Source organism: Enterobacter sp. AG326, assembly GCF_004362415.1.
Taxonomy (GTDB): domain Bacteria; phylum Pseudomonadota; class Gammaproteobacteria; order Enterobacterales; family Enterobacteriaceae; genus Enterobacter; species Enterobacter asburiae.
Map to the genome: position 1 here is coordinate 1,289,490 of NZ_SNXG01000001.1, position 21,282 is coordinate 1,310,771.

At 53.4% G+C, this 21,282-nt stretch carries 17 protein-coding genes, 6 tRNA genes and 1 pseudogene; 15 read left to right on the plus strand and 9 right to left on the minus strand.

The features are described from left to right. Nucleotides 1–3: 3 nt before the first annotated feature. Nucleotides 4–924: a kdo(2)-lipid IV(A) palmitoleoyltransferase gene (gene lpxP, locus DFO52_RS06055; RefSeq protein ID WP_029741363.1), complete on the plus strand. Its 921-nt coding sequence runs from the start codon at nucleotides 4–6 to the stop codon at nucleotides 922–924. A 358-nt stretch (nucleotides 925–1,282) separates the two neighbouring features. Beyond that, nucleotides 1,283–1,354, plus strand: coding sequence for a membrane protein YpdK (ypdK, locus tag DFO52_RS06060; protein WP_099458937.1), 72 nt, complete (start codon nucleotides 1,283–1,285; stop codon nucleotides 1,352–1,354). 52 nt (nucleotides 1,355–1,406) lie between these two features. Here the strand turns inward: ypdK and alaC are convergent, their stop codons facing one another. Next, entirely contained in the window at nucleotides 1,407–2,645 is a 1,239-nt protein-coding gene (gene alaC, locus DFO52_RS06065) for an alanine transaminase (protein WP_023308710.1), read from the minus strand. A gap of 387 nt (nucleotides 2,646–3,032) precedes the next feature. On the opposite strand from alaC, the pseudogene DFO52_RS06070 reads away from it, so the two are divergent. Then, nucleotides 3,033–4,739: pseudogene (locus DFO52_RS06070) on the plus strand (sensor histidine kinase). A gap of 3 nt (nucleotides 4,740–4,742) precedes the next feature. Beyond that, the gene (locus tag DFO52_RS06075) at nucleotides 4,743–5,468 is read left to right on the plus strand and encodes a LytTR family DNA-binding domain-containing protein (RefSeq protein WP_023308712.1); all 726 of its coding nucleotides are present in this window, start codon (nucleotides 4,743–4,745) and stop codon (nucleotides 5,466–5,468) included. 35 nt (nucleotides 5,469–5,503) lie between these two features. Here the strand turns inward: DFO52_RS06075 and glk are convergent, their stop codons facing one another. Then, nucleotides 5,504–6,469, minus strand: coding sequence for a glucokinase (gene glk, locus DFO52_RS06080; RefSeq protein ID WP_023308713.1), 966 nt, complete (start codon nucleotides 6,467–6,469; stop codon nucleotides 5,504–5,506). 205 nt (nucleotides 6,470–6,674) lie between these two features. Between glk and DFO52_RS06085 the strand changes: the two genes are divergently transcribed. Then, nucleotides 6,675–7,910, plus strand: a complete 1,236-nt coding sequence (locus DFO52_RS06085; protein WP_029741361.1) for an ion channel protein — start codon at nucleotides 6,675–6,677, stop codon at nucleotides 7,908–7,910. On the opposite strand, the gene ipdC is transcribed toward DFO52_RS06085, so the two are convergent. Next, nucleotides 7,911–9,569, minus strand: a complete 1,659-nt coding sequence (gene ipdC / locus DFO52_RS06090) for an indolepyruvate decarboxylase (protein WP_059347113.1) — start codon at nucleotides 9,567–9,569, stop codon at nucleotides 7,911–7,913. It lies immediately after the preceding gene. Between the two features lie 185 nt (nucleotides 9,570–9,754). Here ipdC and mgrA point away from each other — a divergent pair, with 185 nt between their 5' ends. Together mgrA and DFO52_RS06100 are read left to right on the plus strand one after the other, a co-directional pair. Then, complete coding sequence (gene mgrA, locus DFO52_RS06095; protein ID WP_133549726.1) at nucleotides 9,755–10,753, plus strand: L-glyceraldehyde 3-phosphate reductase; 999 nt, start codon at nucleotides 9,755–9,757, stop codon at nucleotides 10,751–10,753. A 127-nt stretch (nucleotides 10,754–10,880) separates the two neighbouring features. Then, nucleotides 10,881–11,237 carry a DUF2502 domain-containing protein gene (locus DFO52_RS06100; RefSeq protein WP_121931865.1) on the plus strand — a complete coding sequence of 119 codons (357 nt, stop codon included), beginning with the start codon at nucleotides 10,881–10,883 and terminating at the stop codon, nucleotides 11,235–11,237. Nucleotides 11,238–11,269: 32 nt separating this feature from the next. Here DFO52_RS06100 and DFO52_RS06105 read toward each other — a convergent pair whose 3' ends face one another. Beyond that, nucleotides 11,270–12,508, minus strand: a complete 1,239-nt coding sequence (locus tag DFO52_RS06105; RefSeq protein ID WP_133549728.1) for an Nramp family divalent metal transporter — start codon at nucleotides 12,506–12,508, stop codon at nucleotides 11,270–11,272. A gap of 348 nt (nucleotides 12,509–12,856) precedes the next feature. On the opposite strand from DFO52_RS06105, the gene DFO52_RS06110 reads away from it, so the two are divergent. After that, a complete protein-coding gene (locus tag DFO52_RS06110) occupies nucleotides 12,857–14,044 on the plus strand; it encodes a NupC/NupG family nucleoside CNT transporter (RefSeq protein WP_008501591.1) in 1,188 nt (395 codons plus the stop codon). Nucleotides 14,045–14,087: 43 nt separating this feature from the next. On the opposite strand, the gene DFO52_RS06115 is transcribed toward DFO52_RS06110, so the two are convergent. The 3 genes from DFO52_RS06115 to DFO52_RS06125 all read right to left on the minus strand — a co-directional run bounded on the left by DFO52_RS06115 (nucleotide 14,088) and on the right by DFO52_RS06125 (nucleotide 16,686). After that, nucleotides 14,088–16,280, minus strand: a complete 2,193-nt coding sequence (locus DFO52_RS06115) for an EAL domain-containing protein (RefSeq protein ID WP_133549730.1) — start codon at nucleotides 16,278–16,280, stop codon at nucleotides 14,088–14,090. A gap of 213 nt (nucleotides 16,281–16,493) precedes the next feature. Next, nucleotides 16,494–16,569 (minus strand) — tRNA-Ala (locus DFO52_RS06120). A 41-nt stretch (nucleotides 16,570–16,610) separates the two neighbouring features. Continuing rightward, nucleotides 16,611–16,686: transfer RNA gene (locus tag DFO52_RS06125), tRNA-Ala, on the minus strand. A 217-nt stretch (nucleotides 16,687–16,903) separates the two neighbouring features. Here DFO52_RS06125 and DFO52_RS06130 point away from each other — a divergent pair. Next, the gene (locus tag DFO52_RS06130) at nucleotides 16,904–17,266 is read left to right on the plus strand and encodes a YfeC-like transcriptional regulator (RefSeq protein WP_029742102.1); all 363 of its coding nucleotides are present in this window, start codon (nucleotides 16,904–16,906) and stop codon (nucleotides 17,264–17,266) included. Nucleotide 17,267: 1 nt separating this feature from the next. Continuing rightward, entirely contained in the window at nucleotides 17,268–17,660 is a 393-nt protein-coding gene (locus tag DFO52_RS06135; protein WP_133549732.1) for a YfeC-like transcriptional regulator, read from the plus strand. Between the two features lie 42 nt (nucleotides 17,661–17,702). Here DFO52_RS06135 and gltX read toward each other — a convergent pair whose 3' ends face one another. Next, nucleotides 17,703–19,118 carry a glutamate--tRNA ligase gene (gene gltX / locus DFO52_RS06140; RefSeq protein ID WP_029742100.1) on the minus strand — a complete coding sequence of 472 codons (1,416 nt, stop codon included), beginning with the start codon at nucleotides 19,116–19,118 and terminating at the stop codon, nucleotides 17,703–17,705. A 258-nt stretch (nucleotides 19,119–19,376) separates the two neighbouring features. On the opposite strand from gltX, the gene DFO52_RS06145 reads away from it, so the two are divergent. From DFO52_RS06145 to DFO52_RS06165, 5 genes are all read left to right on the plus strand, one after another. After that, nucleotides 19,377–19,452, plus strand: a tRNA-Val gene (locus tag DFO52_RS06145). A 41-nt stretch (nucleotides 19,453–19,493) separates the two neighbouring features. After that, nucleotides 19,494–19,569 (plus strand) — tRNA-Val (locus DFO52_RS06150). A gap of 29 nt (nucleotides 19,570–19,598) precedes the next feature. Continuing rightward, nucleotides 19,599–19,674: transfer RNA gene (locus tag DFO52_RS06155), tRNA-Val, on the plus strand. A 4-nt stretch (nucleotides 19,675–19,678) separates the two neighbouring features. Next, nucleotides 19,679–19,754: transfer RNA gene (locus DFO52_RS06160), tRNA-Lys, on the plus strand. Between the two features lie 186 nt (nucleotides 19,755–19,940). After that, nucleotides 19,941–20,279, plus strand: a complete 339-nt coding sequence (locus DFO52_RS06165) for a FlxA-like family protein (protein WP_029740388.1) — start codon at nucleotides 19,941–19,943, stop codon at nucleotides 20,277–20,279. Here DFO52_RS06165 and DFO52_RS06170 read toward each other — a convergent pair. Then, nucleotides 20,276–21,211, minus strand: coding sequence for a LysR family transcriptional regulator (locus tag DFO52_RS06170; protein ID WP_133549734.1), 936 nt, complete (start codon nucleotides 21,209–21,211; stop codon nucleotides 20,276–20,278). The two genes, DFO52_RS06165 and DFO52_RS06170, sit on opposite strands and share 4 nt — an antisense overlap. Between the last annotated feature and the right edge of the window lie 71 nt (nucleotides 21,212–21,282).

The window sequence follows — 21,282 nt, forward strand, 5'->3', positions numbered from 1 at the left end:
ACTATTTTGTCTCAATCCAAATTTCAACGTGCGTTTTTACACCCGCGTTACTGGTTTACATGGTTTGGTCTTGGCGTACTCTGGCTGCTGGTTCAACTTCCGTACCCTGTCCTGCGCTTGCTGGGGTCGAAACTGGGCAGCGCTTCCCGCGTTTTCCTGAAACGTCGTGAATCCATCGCGCGTAAAAATATTGAGCTTTGTTTCCCGCAGTACAATGCAGAAGAGCGTGAGAAACTCATCGCTGAAAACTTCAAGTCTATCGGCATGGCGCTGCTTGAAACCGGCATGGCCTGGTTCTGGCCGGATGAGCGTGTCCGCAAATGGTTTGATGTTGAAGGGCTGGATAACCTTAAACGCGCGCAGATGCAAAAACGCGGCGTGATGGTCGTCGGCGTTCACTTTATGTCACTGGAGCTGGGCGGCCGCGTGATGGGGCTTTGCCAGCCAATGATGGCAACCTACAGACCGCACAACAGTGCGCTTATGGAATGGGTGCAGACGCGAGGCCGCATGCGCTCCAATAAGGCGATGATCAGCCGTAATAACCTGCGCGGTATGGTCGGTGCTCTCAAGAAAGGAGAGGCCGTCTGGTTTGCCCCCGATCAGGATTATGGACGTAAAGGCAGCAGCTTTGCGCCTTTCTTTGCGGTGAAAGACGTTGCGACGACTAACGGTACTTTTGTCATTTCACGTCTGTCTGGTGCCTCCATGCTGACCGTGACGATGGTGAGAAAAGCAGATAAGTCAGGTTATCGTCTGCACATCTCCCCTGAAATGGCTAACTATCCGGAAAACGAATGCGAAGCCGCAGCGTTTATCAATAAAGTCATCGAAACTGAAATCATGCGCGCGCCAGAGCAGTATCTGTGGATGCACCGTCGTTTCAAAACCCGCCCTCTTGGCGAAACCTCGCTCTATATTTAACCCTTCATGAAGGTTAGTTTCGCTAAGAAACTAACCTTTTCAATCACCTGTCCTTCCGCTGAGTAAGCGTCTTTTCAATGCGTCGCCCAAAGTGAATTTATTGCGAAGCGAAATCAAACTGTCGCCGTTCCACGACACTCGTAAGTAACGGAAATTATTTAAAAAAATCCCTCTTGTCACCCCTCATTTTTAAGCGTACATTAGCGCCGTCTGGCAACAGGAAAGCACAGAATTCTGAGCTGGAGTTGACGGCGTAACGGGAAAATTCTCATTTCCGTTTGGACCGGATTTCAGTTCTCTATAATCAGGTGGACTCTGTTTTTAAATGCGTACCACAAGATACGCGGAGCGATGAAACGTGAAATATTTCTTTATGGGCATTTCGGTGATTGTTTTAGTCTGGGCCGGAACCTTTGCCCTGATGATCTAGTGAAGAACATGCTGTCAAAAAAACAGGAGCCATCGGCTCCTGTTTTTTTATGTCATGACGACGCGGGGTGTTCAGCGACGCTCTTTGAGGTGAGAAGACCGTCGGCCCGGAACATGCTCTTGATGCCCCTCACCGCCTGACGGATACGGTCGCTGTTTTCAATCAGGGCAAAACGCACATGCGTGTCGCCGTAATCACCAAAGCCAATGCCTGGTGACACACACACCTTCGCATCCTGCAGCAGTTTTTTGGCAAACTCCAGCGATCCCATCGCCGCATACGGCTCCGGAATTTTCGCCCAGACGTACATGGACGCTTTCGGCATTTCCACCATCCAGCCCGCTTCATGCAGCCCTTTTACCAGCACGTCGCGGCGGCGCTTATACTGGGCGGCAATCTCGTGAACGCATTGCTGATCGCCTTCCAGGGCAGCGATAGCCGCGACCTGCAGCGGCGTAAAGGTACCGTAGTCGTGGTAACTCTTAATGCGCGCCAGGGCACTCACCAGCGTTTTGTTACCCACCATAAAGCCAATACGCCAGCCCGCCATGTTGTAGCTTTTTGACAGGGTGAAGAACTCTACCGCCACATCACGCGCGCCCGGGACCTGCATAATAGACGGGGCTTTCCAGCCGTCATAGACGATATCAGCATAGGCTAAATCGTGAACCACCAGCACGTCATAACGCTTGGCCAGGGCTACCACTTTCTCGAAGAAATCGAGTTCCACGCACTGCGCCGTTGGGTTCGAGGGGAAACCGAGGATCATCATCTTGGGTTTCGGATAGCTTTCGCGAATCGCACGTTCCAGTTCGTTAAAGAAATCGACACCTTCCACCAGGGGCACAGAACGGACCTGCGCACCGGCAATCACCGCGCCGTAGATATGGATCGGGTAGCTTGGATTAGGCACCAGCACCGTATCGCCATGATCCAGCGTAGCCAGCATCAGGTGTGCCAGCCCCTCTTTCGAGCCGATGGTGACAATCGCTTCACTTTCCGGATCGATATCAACCTGATAGCGATCCTGATACCAGCGCGAGATCGCGCGACGTAACCTGGGAATACCACGAGAGGTTGAGTAGCCGTGCGTATCCGGGCGCTGTGCTACCGTGCAGAGCTTTTCAACGATATGTGGTGGCGTTGGGCCGTCAGGGTTACCCATGCTGAAATCGATAATATCTTCGCCGCGCCGACGCGCAGCCATTTTCAGTTCAGCAGTGATATTGAAAACATAAGGGGGGAGACGATCGATACGCGTAAAACGGCGTTCAGGACTGAATTCAGCCATAGATTCCTCAGATTAACGTTAGCGCCCGGACCGTCCGAGCGACGCTGCCACCGATGTGGCATGTTTAGAAAATAACCTGAAAAAAATCATGCTGTCGAGAGGGAAATGAAAAAAAAGCGATCGCCTGAAAACCGGAACCCGGCTGCGCCTAAAAGCGGAAGCCCCTGTTTCGGGATCGGCTTTCTGATAGCTGTTATTTAACAGAATGATATCAAGCCAGTTACCTGACGATGCGCCGGTAAGAAAAAAAACAGGACGCCTCGGTCATCGCCATATAATCCCCTTTCAAAATTATGGTTTTTCCTCATTTGATAAACCTGACGGATAGCTGGTCAATACGCGCCAGGTTTTTTATCATGGTTCTTTCCCGTTTTCCCAGGTCTACTCGTGCACGAAATATTCACTATGCTGCTGGCGGTTTTTGACCGCGCGGCATTAATGCTGATTTGCCTGTTCTTCCTCATTCGCATTCGCCTGTTTCGCGAGCTGTTGCACAAATCAGCCCACTCGCCAAAAGAGCTGCTGGCCGTTACCGCCATTTTTTCGCTGTTCGCCCTGTTCAGCACCTGGTCCGGCGTGCCGGTAGAAGGTTCGCTGGTTAACGTGCGCATTATCGCCGTCATGTCCGGCGGGATTTTGTTTGGTCCGTGGGTGGGCGTCATCACCGGCCTGATTGCCGGGACGCACCGCTACCTGATTGATATCGGTGGCGTAACGGCGGTGCCGTGCTTTATCACCAGCATTATCGCCGGGGTGCTTTCCGGCTGGATCAGCCGCAAAATCCCGAAAAAACAGCGCTGGCGCGCCGGGATCGTCGCAGGCATGGTGTGCGAAACGCTGACCATGATCCTTGTCGTCGTCTGGGCCCCCACCACCGCGCTGGGGCTGGATATCGTTTCGAAAATCGGTATTCCGATGATACTGGGCAGCGTGTGCATCGGCTTTATCGTGCTGCTGGTGCAAAGCGTTGAAGGGGAAAAAGAGGCCAGTGCCGCCCGTCAGGCCAAGCTGGCGCTGGATATCGCCAACAAAACGCTGCCGCTTTTCCGCCACGTTAACGCGGAATCGTTGCGTCAGGTCTGCGAAATTATCCGCCACGACATCCACGCTGACGCCGTCGCCATCACCAATATTGACCACGTGCTGGCCTACGTTGGCGTCGGGGAGCACAACTATCGCGACAACGATGACACCATAAGCCCAACCACCAGACAAGCGATTAACTACGGTAAAATCATTATTAAAAACAATGATGAAGCCCACCGAACGCCGGAAATTCACTCGATGCTGGTGATCCCGCTGTGGGAGAAAGGCGTCGTGACGGGCACGCTGAAAATTTATTACTGCCACGCGCATCAGATCACCTCGACGCTGCAGGAGATGGCCATCGGCCTGTCGCAGATTATCTCCACCCAGCTTGAGGTTTCGCGGGCGGAACAGCTGCGCGAGATGGCAAATAAGGCTGAACTGCGCGCGCTGCAGAGTAAAATTAATCCCCATTTCCTGTTTAACGCTCTGAACGCTATCTCCTCGTCCATTCGCCTTAATCCGGACACCGCGCGCCAGCTGATTTTTAACCTGTCGCGCTATCTGCGCTACAACATCGAGCTGAAAGATGACGAGCAGATCGACATCAAAAAATAGCTTTATCAGATCAAGGACTACATCGCGATTGAGCAGGCCCGCTTTGGCGACAAGCTCACGGTCATTTACGATATTGATGAAGAGGTCAACTGCGTGATCCCGAGCCTGCTTATCCAGCCGCTGGTCGAAAACGCGATTGTTCACGGTATTCAGCCCTGTAAAGGCAAAGGCGTCGTCACCATCAGCGTCACCGAAAGCGGCAACCGGGTGCGGATTGCCGTGCGCGATACCGGCCATGGGATTGATCCAAAAGTCATTGAGCGCGTGGAGTCTAACGAAATGCCGGGGAATAAAATCGGTCTGCTGAACGTGCACCACCGGGTCAAGCTGCTTTACGGCGACGGGCTGCATATTCAACGTCTTGAGCCGGGTACCGAAATTGCTTTTTACGTCCCGAATGAGCGCTCCCGCGCGCATACGACGACATCACTATTGCCCCAGGTGGAGTAACCCATGAAAGTTATCATCGTAGAAGATGAATTCCTGGCTCAACAGGAGCTCACCTGGCTTATCAAAACCCACAGCCAGATGGAGATTGTGGGTACATTTGATGATGGTCTGGACGTGCTGAAATTTTTGCAGCATAACCGGGTCGATGCGATTTTCCTGGATATCAATATCCCGTCGCTGGATGGCGTATTGCTGGCGCAAAACATCAATCAGTTTGCCCATAAGCCGTTTATTGTGTTCGTTACCGCCTGGAAAGAGCACGCCGTAGAGGCCTTCGAGCTGGAGGCGTTTGACTATATTCTTAAGCCTTATCAGGAGTCGCGGATTGTCAGCATGCTGCAAAAGCTGGAGGCCGCCTGGCAGCAGCAAACCGCCCCCGCCAGCCCGACGGTACGCGAAAACGACACCATAAATCTGGTCAAAGACGAGCGCATCATCGTGACCCCGGTCAACGATATCTACTACGCCGAAGCGCACGAAAAGATGACGTTTGTCTATACCCGACGGGAATCGTACGTGATGGCGATGAACATTACCGAATTCTGCAGTAAGCTCCCGGCTGCCCACTTTTTCCGCTGCCACCGGTCGTTTTGCGTGAATTTAAATAAGATCCGCGAGATCGAACCGTGGTTTAACAACACCTACATTTTGCGTCTGAAGGATCTGGATTTTCAGGTGCCGGTAAGCCGCAGCAAAGTGAAAGAGTTTCGTCAGCTGATGCACCTGTAAAGAAAACGCCCTCTCCTGCGGGAGAGGGCTCTGCGTCAGAGGATTTGACCGAGAACCTGACGCAGATGGGCCCCGGAACCCAGCAGTCCTGGATTGTCATGCACGATCAGATAAACCGGAATGTCCTGCACGTAGCTTCTGAAACGCCCTTTATCTTCAAACCCGCCGCGGAAGCCCGAGGCTTTAAAAAAGTCGAGGAAGCGCGGTACGATCCCGCCCGCAATATAGACCCCACCGAAGGTGCCCAGCGTCAGCGCCAGGTTGCCGCCGAAACGTCCCATGATCACGCAAAACAGCGACAGGGCACGACGGCAGTCAATGCAGCTGTCCGCCAGCGCGCGTTCGGTGACGTCTTTTGGCTGCAGGTTTTCCGGCAGACGACCGTCTGATTTCACAATCGCGCGGTACAGATTCACCAGTCCCGGACCTGAAAGAACGCGCTCCGCGGAGACGTGGCCGATCTCAGCGCGTAACTCTTCGAGGATAATGCCCTCTTCTTCGCTGTTAGGCGCAAAGTCTACGTGGCCGCCTTCACCCGGCAGGCTTACCCAGCGCTGAGCAACATGCACCAGATGCGACACGCCGAGGCCGGTACCGGCACCGTAAACCGCAATCGGCTTGCCTTCGACCGGTTCAGCGCCGCCAAACTGGATCAGATGCTCTGGCTTCAGCATCGGGATCGCCATAGACACCGCGGTGAAGTCATTGATGATTTCAAGGTGCGAAAAACCGAGGTTTTTTTTCATCTCGGCGATGGAGAATGCCCAGGTATGGTTGGTCATTGCGACCCAGTCGCCGGTTATCGGGCAGGCTATCGCGATGCAGCCATCTTCAACGCTCACCTGATGCTCTTCCAGATAGACGCGGACAACGGCTTCAAGGCTTGGATAATCCAGCCCGGAATAGGTTTTCGCCCGGGAAATCTCACCGCTACTAACATCGCACAATGCGAGGCGCGCGTTCGTGCCGCCCACATCACCTACCAAAGCATACTTTGTCATTCTTCTACTGCTCCGCTAAAGTCAGAATAAATCTTTGGGACACTGTAAATTCAAGGCGTGATAACAACAACGGCCATAAGGTGAATGCCCATGGATTATCGATCTTCGTCACAGAATAACTTTACCGTTTCAGCACCTTTTGCACTATTGCCATAAAGCTTAATGTGCAAAGTAACGTAATACCGTTTTGTACAAGGAAATCATCATGCTCCACCCGCGAGCCAGAACCATGCTGTTGCTGGCAATTCCGGCGCTAATTATTGGCGTGGCCTCAAGTCTGGTGCTCATTGTCGTGATGAAAGTCGCGTCGGTGCTGCAAGCCATGTTATGGACGGCGCTTCCGACAAAACTGGGGGTCAGCGCTGATTCTCCTGCCTGGATCATTGTGATGCTGACGTTGACCGGTATTGCGGTAGGCCTGGTGATCCGTTTCAGTCCCGGCCATGCCGGCCCCGATCCGGCGCAGGAACCGCTGATTGGCGCCCCGGTTCCCCCTTCGGCACTGCCCGGGCTGCTCATTGCGTTGATTATCGGTCTGGCCGGCGGCGTCAGCCTGGGGCCGGAGCATCCGATAATGGCGGTGAATATTGGCCTGGCGGTTTTCCTCGGTTCACGCATTTTGCCCCGCGTCGGCGCGCTGGACTGGACCATCCTCGCCTCCGCAGGCACCATCGGGGCGCTTTTCGGCACGCCCGTCGCTGCCGCACTGATCTTTTCTCAGACGCTCAGCAGCAATAACGACGTCCCGCTGTGGGATAAGCTGTTTGCCCCGCTGATGGCAGCAGCCGCTGGCGCGCTGACGACCAGCCTGTTTTTCCATCCCCACTTCTCACTCTCCCTCCCCCACTACGGCCAAATGCAGATAGCCGATATTTTCAGCGGCGCCATCGTCGTCGCGATCGCCATCGCGCTGGGAATGGTGGCGGTATGGTGTCTTCCTCGCCTGCACCGGCTGATGCATAAACTCAAACACCCGGTGTTAGTTCTGGGGGCTGGTGGTTTGATCCTCGGTATTTTAGGGGCAATCGGCGGGACGGTGACGTTGTTCAAAGGTCTGGATGAGATGCAGCAGCTGGCCTTCAGCCAGGTGTTTAGCGTCTCCGACTATCTGCTGTTTGCCTTGATTAAGCTGGCCGCGCTGGTGGTGGCTGCAGCCTGCGGTTTCCGCGGAGGACGCATTTTCCCGGTGGTCTTTGTCGGCGTAGCGCTGGGGCTGATGCTGCACGAACACGTCGATGCGGTGCCTGCGGCCATTACCGTCTCTTGCTCTATTCTGGGGCTGGTTCTGGTGGTCACACGCGACGCCTGGCTCAGCCTGTTTATGGCGGCGGTAGTGGTACCCGATTCGACGCTTTTCCCCCTGCTCTGTATCGTGATGTTGCCCGCCTGGCTCCTGCTGGCGGGCAAACCGATGATGATGGCCTGGCGAAACGACAAGTAATCAGGCGCTATTGCGCGCTTCCAGCGCTTTAGTAATCGCCCCCAGCAGCGGGGGGATATCGGCCTTCGGCAGCATCACCTCAATCAGCGAGAGCCGCTCGTGGTGCGCGACTTTTTCCAGTACGTCCGCCAGTTCCTCCGCTTCACTGACTCGCCAGCTCTGGGCCTGAGGATCAAGGCTCAGAGCCTGCGGGATTTGCGTCCAGTTCCATAGCGCAATATCGTTATATCGCTGTTCCGGCCCGTGGATCGCTCTTTCCACCGTGTACCCTTCGTTGTTAAGGACCAGAATGATCGGGTGTTGTTTATCCCGCAGCATCGAGCCAAGCTCCTGTATGGTGAGCTGCGCCGCGCCATCCCCCGTCAGCACAATCACGCGCCGGTTTGGGCAGGCGGTTTGCGCGCCAAACGCTGCGGCCAGGGTGTAGCCGATCGATCCCCACAGCGGCTGGACGATAAAATTCACATCAGCCGGAAGACGGAGGTCGATCGCGCCGAAGGCCGAGGTGCCCTGATCCGCAAGGATGATGTCTCCCGGGCGGATAAACGTCTGCAACGTTTTCCAGAAATTGTCCTGCGTCAGCGAGCCATCAGGCTGCGGATATGCCATCGCGCTTTGAGACGATGGTACAGGCGTATCGTGCACGTGCTGTTTACACAGCTCCACCAGCGTTTCGATCGCCTGAAGCATGGGGATGCCGGTAAACCAGACGTCACCGACGCGTGAGGCATGAGGCTGTACTTCAATTGTTTGTGACGGGGTTAGCTGATGCGTGAAGCCGGCGGTCAGGGTATCGGTAAATCGCGTCCCGATGCACAGTACCGTGTCTGCCCCTTCAATCGCCTCTTTAACGGCACCGGCGCTTGCCGAACCGCTATACGTGCCGTAAAACCCGGCGTGACGTTCGTCAAATATCCCTTTACCCATCAGCATAGTGGCGTGTGCCATCGGCACGTCCTTGACCCATTTCTGTAGGGCATGCTTCAGGCCATGGCGCAGGACAAGGAAATCGGCCAGCAGCGCCGTACGCTTGCTCATGGCCAGCCTGTTCTCAGCGGCGTCCCGGAACGCTTTCAGGCAGGCGCTATCGGCATGCGTGTGCCTGAAAGTGAGAGCGTTTACAGGAGGCGTGGCGGCTTTTTTTGCCACATCCGCAGGCAACATCAGATAGCCTGGGCGACGCTCCCGGAGCATGGTAGTTAATACCCGGTCAATCTCGTAACAGGCGTTTTGTTCGGTCAGAATCGCCTGTGCAACGGTGATCGGTTCGCTCATATGGTAAAAATGACGAAACTCACCGTCGCCCAACGTATGGTGCAGCAACTCTCCTCTTTGCTGTGACGCCGTACCCGGCGCGCCTACAATATGCAATACCGGAACGTGCTCAGCGTAGCTGCCCGCAATGCCGTTCATGGCGCTTAACTCTCCTACACCAAATGTCGTCAGCAGCGCGGCAAAGCCCTTACATCGGGCGTATCCGTCCGCGGCATAGGAGGCGTTTAACTCGTTGGCACAGCCCACCCAACAGATATCCGGGCTGTCTATCACATGGTCGAGAAACTGCAGGTTATAGTCGCCCGGCACGCCAAACAGATGATCGGCTCCACAATCTGTAAGACGGTCCAGCAGGTAATCGGCGACGCAGTATGGGGTACGCATGAACAGGTATCCTTCTAATGTTGACCTCACCTTGAGTATTAAATAAGCGTGATGACTGTCCAGAATTGGCGATAAGAAGAGCATGGAAAGAATGCTTTACAAAAAATGCTGCGCTATGCTGCTTTTTTTCACGTTAATGTAAACGCATACACTGATTTTTTTCTTTAGCGCCAGAGGTCATGAGAATGGGTTATCAGCCGGACAAAAATCGTTATCGGACAATGGAGTATCGTCGCTGCGGGCAAAGCGGACTCAGGTTGCCCGCCATCTCGCTTGGGCTGTGGCATAACTTTGGCGACACCACGCTTATCGAAAACAGCCGTCAACTTTTACAGCGCGCGTTCGATCTGGGCATTACGCATTTCGACCTTGCCAACAACTATGGCCCGCCGCCGGGATCGGCCGAACGTAATTTCGGCCGTATTTTGCAGGAGGATTTCCTGCCCTGGCGCAACGAGCTGATCGTCTCTACCAAAGCAGGTTATACCATGTGGGAAGGCCCTTACGGCGACTGGGGGTCACGCAAATATCTGCTGGCAAGCCTCGATCAAAGCCTGAAGCGCATGGGGCTGGAGTATGTGGATATCTTCTATCATCACCGTCCTGACCCACAAACGCCGCTGCTGGAAACCATGAAAGCGCTTGACCATGCGGTGCGCCAGGGAAAGGCCCTGTATGTCGGGTTATCCAACTACCCTGCGGAACTGGCCCGCAAGGCCATTGATATCCTTGACGATCTGGGTACGCCCTGCCTGATCCACCAGCCGAAATACTCCCTTTTTGAACGAGCGCCGGAAGAGGAACTGCTGAACGTGCTGCAGGAAAAAGGGGTCGGCTGCATTCCTTTCTCGCCGCTGGCCGGTGGACAATTGACCAACCGCTATCTCAACGGCATTCCGGCAGACTCACGCGCGGCAAGCGCCAGTCAGTTCCTGAACCCTGACCAGATCACCGAAGAGAAACTGGAGAAGGTAAGAAAGCTAAACGCCATGGCGGAAGAGCGCGGTCAGAAGTTGTCCCAGATGGCTCTGGCCTGGGTATTACGCCATGAGAACGTGACGTCAGTGCTGATTGGGGCAAGTAAAACGGCTCAGATTGATGACGCCGTGGGGATGCTGCAAAACCGCCATTTCTCTGCTGAAGAACTGGTCCGTATTGATACGATCCTGAACAGCTCAAATTAAAATCACTTTTAGCAAAAAGTGCTCTCATTCCGCAATTCGGAGTTGAGGCGATGAAACGAGGCTTTACCAACTCGTAATATTGCGTTAACAGGCCCCACAAGGGCCCCGATCGTGAAGGAGAAAGAGTATGTTCAGGTCACTGATTCTTGCAGCGGTATTACTGGCTTCAGCCCCGCTGATCGCCAATGCGGGCGAAATCACCCTGTTGCCATCAGTAAAATTACAAATTGGCGATCGTGACGACTACGGCAGATACTGGGACGGTGGCTACTGGCGCGACCGTGACTACTGGAACCGTCACTATGAGTGGCGCGGAGACCGCTGGTGGAAACATGATAACGGCAGACACCGCGGCTGGTATAAAGACAACGCGTATGAGCGCGGCTACCGTGAAGGATGGAACGATCGTGACGACCATCGTGGCGGCTGGGATCGCGGCGGAAGAGGACGCGGCGGCCACGGTCATGGCCACGGTCATCATTAATGCAAAAAGGAGCCTCCCGGCTCCTTTTTCTTTTAGAGTCCCAACGCGGTGCCAACCAGCAGCCACAGGTTCAGCGCCACTACCACTACCACGATGGCCCATCCGGCCCGTTTCACCAGCGTTGAGTTGACCAGTTCGCCCATCAGGTTTTTGTTGCTGGTAAAAATCAGCAGCGGCACCAGCGCCAGCGCGATACCAAAGCTCAGCAGCACCTGGCTCATGACCAGAATTCGCGTAGGATCGAGCCCCATCAGGATCACGATAAATGACGGGAGCATGGTGACGGAGCGACGAACCCACAGCGGAATATGGAAGCGGACAAACCCCTGCATCACCACCTGGCCTGCCAGCGTGCCCACCACCGTAGAAGAAAGACCGGCAGCCACCAGGCTGAGACCAAATATCGTGGCGGCAGCATGGCTCAGTAAGGGCTCCAGCGTAAGATAAGCCTGGTCGAGATCGGCAATACCGGTGTGGCCGTTAAAGTGGAAAGCGGCAGCAGCGGTAGCCATCATCGCCAGATTTACAAACCCCGCGATGGTCATGGCAATCGCCACGTCCCATTTGGTGGCGGAGTAACGCTCTTTGCGCGTCCCGCCGTGCAGATGCTGAGTCAGCGAGGAGTGCAGGTAAATCACATGCGGCATGATGGTCGCCCCCAACACCCCGGCGGCCAGGAACACCGCTTCCGAGGTTGGCAGGCTTGGGATTGCCATTCCTTTCCCGAGCTGCACCAGATTCGGCTGTGAGAAAATCAGCTCGACGATATAGGCCGCCGCGACAAACAGCAGCAGACCGCCGATAACCTTCTCCAGCGGCTTTTGACCCCGACGCTGCAGCATCAGGATCAGGAAAGTGGCAATCCCGGTCAGTACCGCCCCCTGCAACAGCGACACGCCCAGAATCAGCTTAAAGCCGATCGCTGCGCCGATAAATTCAGCGAGATCAGTGGCCATGGCGATGATTTCCGCCTGAACCCAGTAGAGCCAGACGGCCGGACGCGGATAATGGTCGCGAATTTGCTCTGCCAGGTTTTTACCTGTGGCAATCCCCAGCTTTGCGGAGAGCATCTGAATCAGCATCGCCATCAGGTTAGCCCAGACGACCACCCACAGCAGCTTATAGCCGAAGCTGGCCCCGGCCTGAATATTGGTCGCAAAGTTACCTGGATCGATATAGCCAATGGCAGCGATGAACGCAGGTCCCATTAATGCGAACCGCAACTTGCGCGCGGCTCTGCCACTGCTACCCTCTACGCGACTGTTTGTCATTTCTGCCTCTGAAATATAGCCTTTGCTATGTTTAATGCTATCAAAATGAGAATGATTATCAAGATCATTTGTGATGTTTACAGTGATTTCTCTGATAGTTTTGAACGATAGACGGGCGGGTAAGTGGGGCGATCTAACAGAAACTCAAATCGCGCGCGCTTTTGTGAAGACTAGCACACAAACTTAACTTTTCACTCATTTACCTAACATAACAAAAATGTATTGTGGATCACTATTTTTGAGACTCGTCACAGGATGTAACTATAGTGTGTCCTCGATCTCGTTTTCTTTTCGCTTGTTACATAGAATGTGCACGAAAATTAAACCTGCCTCATATTTGGAGCAAATATGGACCGCGTCCTTCATTTTGTCCTGGCACTTGTTGTCGTTACTGCACTTGCATTGCTGGTCAGCACAGACCGCAAAAAAATTCGTATCCGTTATGTTGTCCAGCTGCTGGTCATTGAAGTTTTACTTGCGTGGTTCTTCCTGAACTCCAACGTAGGCCTCGGCTTCGTAAAAGGCTTCTCCGAAATGTTCGAAAAACTGCTCGGATTCGCCAATGAAGGGACCAACTTTGTCTTCGGTAAAATGAACGACGAAGGTCTGGCGTTCTTCTTCCTGAAGGTGCTCTGCCCTATCGTCTTCATCTCCGCGCTGATCGGTATTCTGCAGCACATCCGCGTTCTGCCGTTCGTTATTCGTGGAATTGGTTTCCTGTTATCCAAAGTGAACGGCATGGGCAAGCTGGAATCCTTCAACGCCGTCAGTTCCCTGATCCTCGGTCAGTCTGAGAACTTCATCGCGTATAAAGATATTCTCGGCAAAATGTCCCGCAACCGCATGTACACCATGGCGGCAACCGCAATGTCTACCGTGTCCATGTCTATCGTGGGCGCGTATATGACCATGCTGGAGCCAAAGTATGTTGTTGCGGCGCTGGTTCTGAACATGTTCAGCACCTTTATCGTTCTGTCGCTGATCAACCCGTACCGCGTTGACGCAAGCGAAGAGAACATTCAGATGTCAAACCTGCACGAAGGCCAAAGCTTCTTCGAAATGCTGGGTGAGTACATTCTGGCGGGCTTCAAAGTGGCGATTATCGTTGCCGCCATGCTGATCGGCTTCATTGCGCTGATTTCTGCGCTGAACGCTCTGTTCGCTGCGGTGCTGGGTATCTCCTTCCAGGGTATTCTGGGCTACATCTTCTACCCTGTTGCATGGGTGATGGGTGTTCCTGCTCACGAAGCGCTGCAGGTGGGCAGTATCATGGCAACCAAACTGGTTTCTAACGAATTCGTTGCGATGATGGATCTGCAGAAAATTGCCAGCACGCTCTCTCCGCGCGCGGAAGGCATTCTGTCCGTGTTCCTGGTTTCCTTCGCGAACTTCTCGTCCATCGGGATTATCGCGGGCGCAATTAAAGGTCTGAACGAAGAACAGGGCAACGTGGTTTCTCGCTTTGGCCTGAAGCTGGTTTACGGCTCTACGCTGGTGAGCGTTCTGTCTGCTTCTATCGCAGCACTGGTACTCTGACGTTTAGCGTTAAACAAAACCGGGAGCCTGGCTCCCGGTTTTTTTATGCCCGCAATTCTTCCAGCGGTTTGGGTTTGCCTATCAGGTAGCCCTGCAGGTAATCCACGCCGAAACGAAGCAGCATCTCCCGCTGCGCCGGTGTTTCGACGTATTCCGCTACGACGCACAGCGATTTCGTCTTCGCCAGATTACACATCGACTGCACGATCATCGCATCCATATCATCAGTACAAATGTCTTTAATAAAGCAGCCGTCAATTTTAATGATGTCTGCCTGCAGGCGTCTGAGGCGCTCGTAGTTGGCGTAGCCGGTACCAAAATCATCTATGGCAATCCGGAAACCGTAATCCCGCAGCTGCTGAATATTGTGGATGCTGCAGCCTGAATTTGAGAAGGCCTGCTCTTCGGTAATCTCAATCACGACGGACTGAGGCGCAACGCCATACCGTTCAAAGAGCGCACAAATCTCGGACGCCACCTCTTTTTGCATCAGCGTGAGCGGCATCAGATTAACGGAGAAACGGGCGCCAGCCTGCGTTGAAGGGTGATCGCGCAGCCACAGCAGTAATTTCTCCATGACGCACATATCAAACCGGTGGCTGAGGTTGAACTGGGCAATCAACGGAATAAAGCGGTCAGGAGTGAAGATCTCGCCCTCGCTCTCCATACGCGCCAGAATTTCGTAGTAGCCGCTCCCGTCCGCCTTCTGGATCGGTTGCGCGTATAAATGGAACTGGCCCACCTCCAGCGCATGCTTAATCCGCGCCAGCATCAGGACTCGCTCTGTCGTCTGCCCTGATGCCGCCTCAAGGCTATTCGTGAGCGCAAGCACGTTGTTTGTTGTTCCGCAGGATTGCTCAGCCAGCCAGCTCAGTTGCCCCAGCGTGTGGTGCAACTTTTCGCCGTTTTCCACCATTCCCCAGGACGCGCCAAATTCAATATCCAGCCCGGTGTTGTTCCAGAAAATCTTACGGCTGTTCAGTCGATCAACCATATGCTGGAGGCGCTCAGCGGTTCCCGGGCCCAGTAATACCAGCACAAGCTCGCTTCCGGGAAGCTGGAAGAGCGTCTCATCTTTTTGCAGGAGAGGCTGCAGCGACGTTGCGATCGTACGTTTGCAATGGACCCGCATGAGGATCCCATAATGGCGGCTCAAAAATTCCAGGTTATCCATACGCAGAATGCTAACTTTTGCATCAGGGTGAATCTCAAGATAATCCTCCAGCGCACGAATATTGGGCAATCCGGTCAGCGGATCGGTGAGTGCCCTCCCCTGCCAGCCCCGCTTAAGCCACTCGCTGCGCTGATAAATGCGCGACATGTAAAGCAGACAGATCGCGAACGAGATAAGCACGGACAGAATAAAAGAGAGCGAATGGCCCGATTCCACCCCGTTAAGGAAGTTGTAGTTGTAGGTCAACAGCAGGAGTGCAGATACAGCCCACAGCAGAGAAATTAACGCATAGGTCAGTCGGCTTATCGCTAAGGTAAAAAGAATAAAAATCAGCGGCATCAAATAGCCCGCAATGACGGGAGATTCAAAAGGACCACATAAAATGACGAGAATGAAACTTAAAAGCATCAGCCAGACAAAAATATATAATGAATTCTTGTGAAAAAACACGGACTTCACGCTTCGTCGCCAGAAATTTATTGCATAACGAGGATTAATTATCATTCTTAACGGGTAATAGAACATCATGGTAAAAATCAATGCCGCACATATCAGGCTTTGTATATCCACAACGTTATAAATAACCGTCCCTTCGCCGAAAAAGGTCGAAATTGTCACCGGAAAATCAAACAAATAGCCGGCCAAATACATCGACAGCTTAATACCTATCGGCACCATAAAACCGAGCCAGAATATCCGTAATCCGATGTGCTTGTTAGGGATGCAGTAACGCCAACGCTTACCCAGCATGATACGCAGAAGGCCGCACGCCGCGAACAACGCAAAGGTCTGACAGAACAGTAATACTGAATATTGTAGCGGTGCTAAATTCACATAGAATAAATTAGTGACAGTAAAACCTAACAAAATAGGAAGAATAGCCCTGCGCCCAAATAGCAGAATCACCGCCAGCATTACGCTTAAAGGTAACCATGCTAAATAAACGTCGTGACCATTAACAATTGCGCGGGGAGAGAGATAACGGGAGACAGGTACCGAAATCAGGCACAGAGCCAGGGCAATCATAAATATCTTTACATTATTGTAAGTTTTTCTATTCATTAACCAGGGCGTTATTTTCCGAGAGAATTATTGACCGGATGGATAATATGTTTATTAATTGCGCGAATCAAGTTCAAGTCTATTTTTAGACTGGTTTATTGATGCCGATTGAGGTGAGGTACAGAAATACCTTCTTTTTGATAACAAAATAGGGTGGCGGGTGTTACAAACACATAAAAAAAACCCTCGTCTTTTGACGAGGGTTTACAATTTTGGTGGAGCTAAGCGGGATCGAACCGCTGACCTCTTGCATGCCATGCAAGCGCTCTCCCAGCTGAGCTATAGCCCCACATGTTACTTTACTGACCGCACTCTGTTGGCTTCAGAGTTTGGTGGAGCTAAGCGGGATCGAACCGCTGACCTCTTGCATGCCATGCAAGCGCTCTCCCAGCTGAGCTATAGCCCCATCGTAAAGCTGTCATGTTGACGGGCGGCATAATATGAATTCCGCCGCGGAGTGTCAACGGCAAAATCAATCCCAGCCATTCAATCGCCGAAAAATCATGCAAATGAATCACTTTGCGAGCCTGCTCGCAGCCAGGAGTTAAGCCTGTCACGTTTTCACGTAAAACGGTGCTATAAAATGAGCCGTTAATTAACCCCACTGATATTCAGGAAATTGCATGATCAAGGAACGAATGACGCCAGAAGAGTTAGCCCTCCTCACTGGCTATAGCCGCCAGACCATCAATAAATGGGTACGCAAAGAGGGTTGGATTACATCACCAAAACCAGGCGTCCAGGGCGGGAAAGCTCGCCTGGTACATGTGAACGAAAAAGTCCGTGACTTTATCCGCAGCGCACGTCGGGCAAGTGAAACGTCCGAACTGCCAGAAGGCGTCAGTCATGATAGTTCGCTTCACACGCTGCTCCTGACGCTGGCCAATGAAATGACGCCGGAAGAGCAGAAGCAGATGACATCGCTGTTAATGCGGGAAGGGATTACCGGCTTGTTGCAACGTTTAGGGATTCGCGATCAGAACTGATATGAAAAAACTACGCAGTAAAATGACCACGGAAGAGCTGGCGGAGAGTTTGGGCGTTGCCAGACAAACGGTTAATCGCTGGATACGTCAGCAGGGATGGAAAACCGAAGCCCTGAACGGCGTGAAGGGTGGTCGCGCGCGGCTCATTCATATTGATGCGCGCGTGAAGGAACATATTATGAGCCTCCCGGCGATCCGTAACCGTCAGGCGGTTTACCATCTCGCTGAGGTCACCGCTTCATACAGTGAACCCTCTTCAAACCTGTCTCCGGGCATTATTGAGACGCTGGAGAGTATGACTCAGCCAGAGCAGAGGCGTCTGGACGCCTTATTGAAACGCGAAGGCATACACGGCTTTCTTACGCGGCTCGGTCTCACGGAAAAAGAGGCATAAAAAAACGGCAGGTTACCCTGCCGTTTTTTATCTGAGGCCTAATTACTGCTGATTTTCACGTTCAGCGATAAAGTCCAGCGCCTTGTTAATGCGCGCCACGCTGCGTGACTTGCCGATCGCGTGAACCGTCACATCCAGCGCCGGAGACTGACCCGCCCCGGTCACCGCAACGCGCAGTGGCATGCCGACTTTACCCATACCGACTTCCAGTTCGTCTGCCGTCGCCTGAATGGCGTGATGCACATTCTCAGCGGTCCACTCGGTAAGGGCCGCCAGCTTGTCACGCACCACTTCCAGCGGCTGACGCGCAACCGGACGGAGGTGCTTCTTCGCGGCGTCCGCGTCGAACTCATCAAACTCTTCATAGAAGTAGCGGCAGCTTTCGGCAATCTCTTTCAGCGTTTTGCAGCGCTCGCCGAGGAGTTTCACCAGGTCCGCCAGCTCAGGGCCAGTGCGGGTATCAATCTTTGCCTGCTCAATGTGCCACTGCAGATACGTCGCTACATATTCAGGCTGCATGGTATTGATATAGTGATGGTTCAGCCACAGGAGCTTGTCGGTATTAAATGCGCTCGCTGATTTGCTTACAGAGCTCAGAGAGAACAGTTCGATCATCTCTTCGCGGCTAAAGATCTCCTGGTCACCGTGGGCCCAGCCCAGACGCACCAGATAGTTCAGCAGCGCTTCCGGCAGATAGCCGTCGTCGCGATACTGCATAACGCTTACCGCACCGTGACGTTTAGACAGTTTTTTCCCGTCGTCACCGTTGATCATGGAGACGTGCGCATAGACAGGCACAGGGGCGTTCAGCGCTTTCAGGATGTTAATCTGGCGTGGCGTATTGTTGATATGGTCTTCACCACGGACAACGTGGGTAATTTCCATATCCCAGTCGTCAACCACAACGCAGAAGTTGTAGGTTGGAGAACCGTCGGTACGACGGATGATCAGATCGTCCAGCTCCTGGTTGCTGAATTCAATTGGGCCACGGATCTGGTCGTCAAAGATCACCGATCCCTCTTGCGGGTTAGCAAAACGCACCACGCAAGGTTCATCAGCAGCATGCTCGCTATGGTCGTGGCGGCAGCGGCCGTCATAACGCGGCTTTTCACCGTTAGCCATCTGCGCTTCACGCAGTTCATCCAGACGCTCTTTAGAGCAGTAGCATTTATACGCCGTGCCCGCGACCAGCATCTCATCAATGACGGCGTTATAGCGGTCAAAGCGTTTGGTCTGGAAGTAAGGACCTTCATCCCATTCCAGATTCAGCCAGTTCATCCCATCCATAATGGCTTCAATTGCTTCTGGCGTGGAGCGCTCAAGATCGGTGTCTTCAATACGCAGCACGAACTCACCTTTGTTGTGGCGTGCGAAAAGCCAGGAATAGAGAGCGGTACGTGCACCACCGACGTGCAGATAGCCTGTCGGGCTCGGCGCGAAGCGAGTTTTGATTTTCATGAAATGGCCTTACGTTATAAAGATGCCGGCAATCGGCAAATTCTGGGGAAAAAACGATGGGCAATATTCTATCACTGTGGGGGGAATCCTCAATGTTGATCCCTTTATCGTGACCGAGTTTGCGATTTTTGTTTAGAAATCATGCGCCACAGCCCGTTTCGCGATCGTTTTGTTTAATTTTACGACGAACGAATAAAAACTTTAGAAAATGCGTTGACTCATTTTCAACTCTCCCTATAATGCGACTCCACACAGCGGGGGTGATTAGCTCAGTTGGTAGAGCATCTCCTTTACACGGAGGGGGTCGGCGGTTCGAGCCCGTCATCACCCACCATCTACTTCGGTAGACTCGCAGTGTAGATAAGAATTGAGATTGGGCGATTAGCTCAGTTGGTAGAGCATCTCCTTTACACGGAGGGGGTCGGCGGTTCGAGCCCGTCATCGCCCACCATTCTCACCTTATCGCAGCAGTTCCGAAATGGGCGATTAGCTCAGTTGGTAGAGCATCTCCTTTACACGGAGGGGGTCGGCGGTTCGAGCCCGTCATCGCCCACCATTTCGGGTCGTTAGCTCAGTTGGTAGAGCAGTTGACTTTTAATCAATTGGTCGCAGGTTCGAATCCTGCACGACCCACCAATGTAGAAAGGCGCCCTAAAGGCGCCTTTTTGCTATCTGCAGTTTGTCTACTTCCGGCTTCCAGTAACTTTACCGCACCATCAATACTGATTGTGTATCGATGCAACTCCCTGCCAGATATGGCAGTTTTGCTCAAGCTAATCCCGTCGGTGCCGATACCTCTGTTTTATAACGCGAGGAAAAAGTATGACGACCATTCAGGCTTCAACCCAACAGATTCAAACCAGCGGCGCGAGTGGAACTTCGAGCAGTAACGATATCTCTGCGCAAATCACCCGCATTCTCGACAAGATCAAAAAGCTGACTCAACAGTTAAAAGAGCTGGCGAACAGCCCTGTCAGCACCGATGAGAAGAAGAAGCAGCAGGAACTTATTCAGACCCAGATCAAAGTGCTGCAGGCGCAGCTCGCCGCGCTGCAGCGCCAGCAGGCCGAAGAGGCCCAGAAGAAGCAGGATCAAAAGCTGGGCAAAGTGGAAGGGGTAAATAGCCCGTCAGACACTAATCAGATTGATATCTACATCTAATCTCCTGATGCGTTAAACAGTGGGTCGCGTATGCGGGCTTCGGTTAATCGTTGTGCCTGGATACGCACCACTTCCCAGATAGCCTGCGCCGCCCCCGAGAGTGAGCGATTTTTTCGCCGCACCAGCATCAGCTTTCGCTCGACAACGGGCGTTAATCGCCTGACGGCCAGCCGGCTTCCCTGCGGCAGGGGAAGCGCCAGGGCGGGCAAGACGCTGATGCCAATGCCGGCTTCTACCATCGGAAACAGCGTCGCCGGGTGGCCAATCTCCTGCACGATAGTTGCCTTTACTCCCTGATTCACCAGCGCGGAATCAATCAGCGGACGGCTGCCCGAGGCATAATCCTGTAAAACCAGGTTCGCGCCCTGCAGGGATTGCCAGCTGACCTCCGGCAACCTGGCCAGCGGGTCGTCGTCACGGCAGAGCAGCAAAAAGGGCTCAGAAAGTACGCTTTCGCACGCCAGATCGCTCACCTGACCGGGATCGATAACAATACCAAAATCCACATCGCCCTGGCGGATGCTCTCCAGCACCCACTGCTGCGGCCTGTCATGCAGGACAAAATCAATGTCCGGGTAGCGATGACTGCCCTCGGCAATACACTGCGGGATAAGGTGCGCAGAGATTGTCTGACTGGCCGCGACGCGCACGGTCCCCGAAAGCTGCTGCCCCAGCCTCCCCACGTCTCTGAGCGTGCTGTTTAGCTCATCCAGCAATCGTTCAAGACGCAGGGCGAGCTGCTGCCCCGCTTCGGTAAGCACCACTTCGCGCGTGGTGCGGTCAAGCAACTTCACCCCGGTCTGATTCTCCAGCTCTTTCACGCTGTGGCTGACCGCCGACTGGCTCAGGCCGATCGTCTCCCCTGCCCGGCTAAAGCTGCGGGCGTGAGCGACGGTGACGAAAATACGAAGCTGACGTAAGGAATAATTCATCTGTTTCATTCATGAATGGATGCAATAAATCAATTTTATTTCTCAAATAGAAAAAAGCACAATAGCGACAT

What these genes read in the sequence shown, in the direction of transcription:
- alaC (WP_023308710.1), bottom strand. Translation starts at nt 2,645, where the DNA reads ATGGCTGAATTCAGTCCTGAACGCCGTTTTACGCGTATCGATCGTCTC.
- DFO52_RS06075 (WP_023308712.1), top strand. Translation starts at nt 4,743, where the DNA reads ATGAAAGTTATCATCGTAGAAGATGAATTCCTGGCTCAACAGGAGCTC.
- glk (WP_023308713.1), bottom strand. Translation starts at nt 6,469, where the DNA reads ATGACAAAGTATGCTTTGGTAGGTGATGTGGGCGGCACGAACGCGCGC.
- DFO52_RS06085 (WP_029741361.1), top strand. Translation starts at nt 6,675, where the DNA reads ATGCTCCACCCGCGAGCCAGAACCATGCTGTTGCTGGCAATTCCGGCG.
- ipdC (WP_059347113.1), bottom strand. Translation starts at nt 9,569, where the DNA reads ATGCGTACCCCATACTGCGTCGCCGATTACCTGCTGGACCGTCTTACA.
- mgrA (WP_133549726.1), top strand. Translation starts at nt 9,755, where the DNA reads ATGGGTTATCAGCCGGACAAAAATCGTTATCGGACAATGGAGTATCGT.
- DFO52_RS06100 (WP_121931865.1), top strand. Translation starts at nt 10,881, where the DNA reads ATGTTCAGGTCACTGATTCTTGCAGCGGTATTACTGGCTTCAGCCCCG.
- DFO52_RS06105 (WP_133549728.1), bottom strand. Translation starts at nt 12,508, where the DNA reads ATGACAAACAGTCGCGTAGAGGGTAGCAGTGGCAGAGCCGCGCGCAAG.
- DFO52_RS06110 (WP_008501591.1), top strand. Translation starts at nt 12,857, where the DNA reads ATGGACCGCGTCCTTCATTTTGTCCTGGCACTTGTTGTCGTTACTGCA.
- DFO52_RS06115 (WP_133549730.1), bottom strand. Translation starts at nt 16,280, where the DNA reads ATGAATAGAAAAACTTACAATAATGTAAAGATATTTATGATTGCCCTG.
- DFO52_RS06130 (WP_029742102.1), top strand. Translation starts at nt 16,904, where the DNA reads ATGATCAAGGAACGAATGACGCCAGAAGAGTTAGCCCTCCTCACTGGC.
- DFO52_RS06135 (WP_133549732.1), top strand. Translation starts at nt 17,268, where the DNA reads ATGAAAAAACTACGCAGTAAAATGACCACGGAAGAGCTGGCGGAGAGT.
- gltX (WP_029742100.1), bottom strand. Translation starts at nt 19,118, where the DNA reads ATGAAAATCAAAACTCGCTTCGCGCCGAGCCCGACAGGCTATCTGCAC.
- DFO52_RS06165 (WP_029740388.1), top strand. Translation starts at nt 19,941, where the DNA reads ATGACGACCATTCAGGCTTCAACCCAACAGATTCAAACCAGCGGCGCG.
- DFO52_RS06170 (WP_133549734.1), bottom strand. Translation starts at nt 21,211, where the DNA reads ATGAATTATTCCTTACGTCAGCTTCGTATTTTCGTCACCGTCGCTCAC.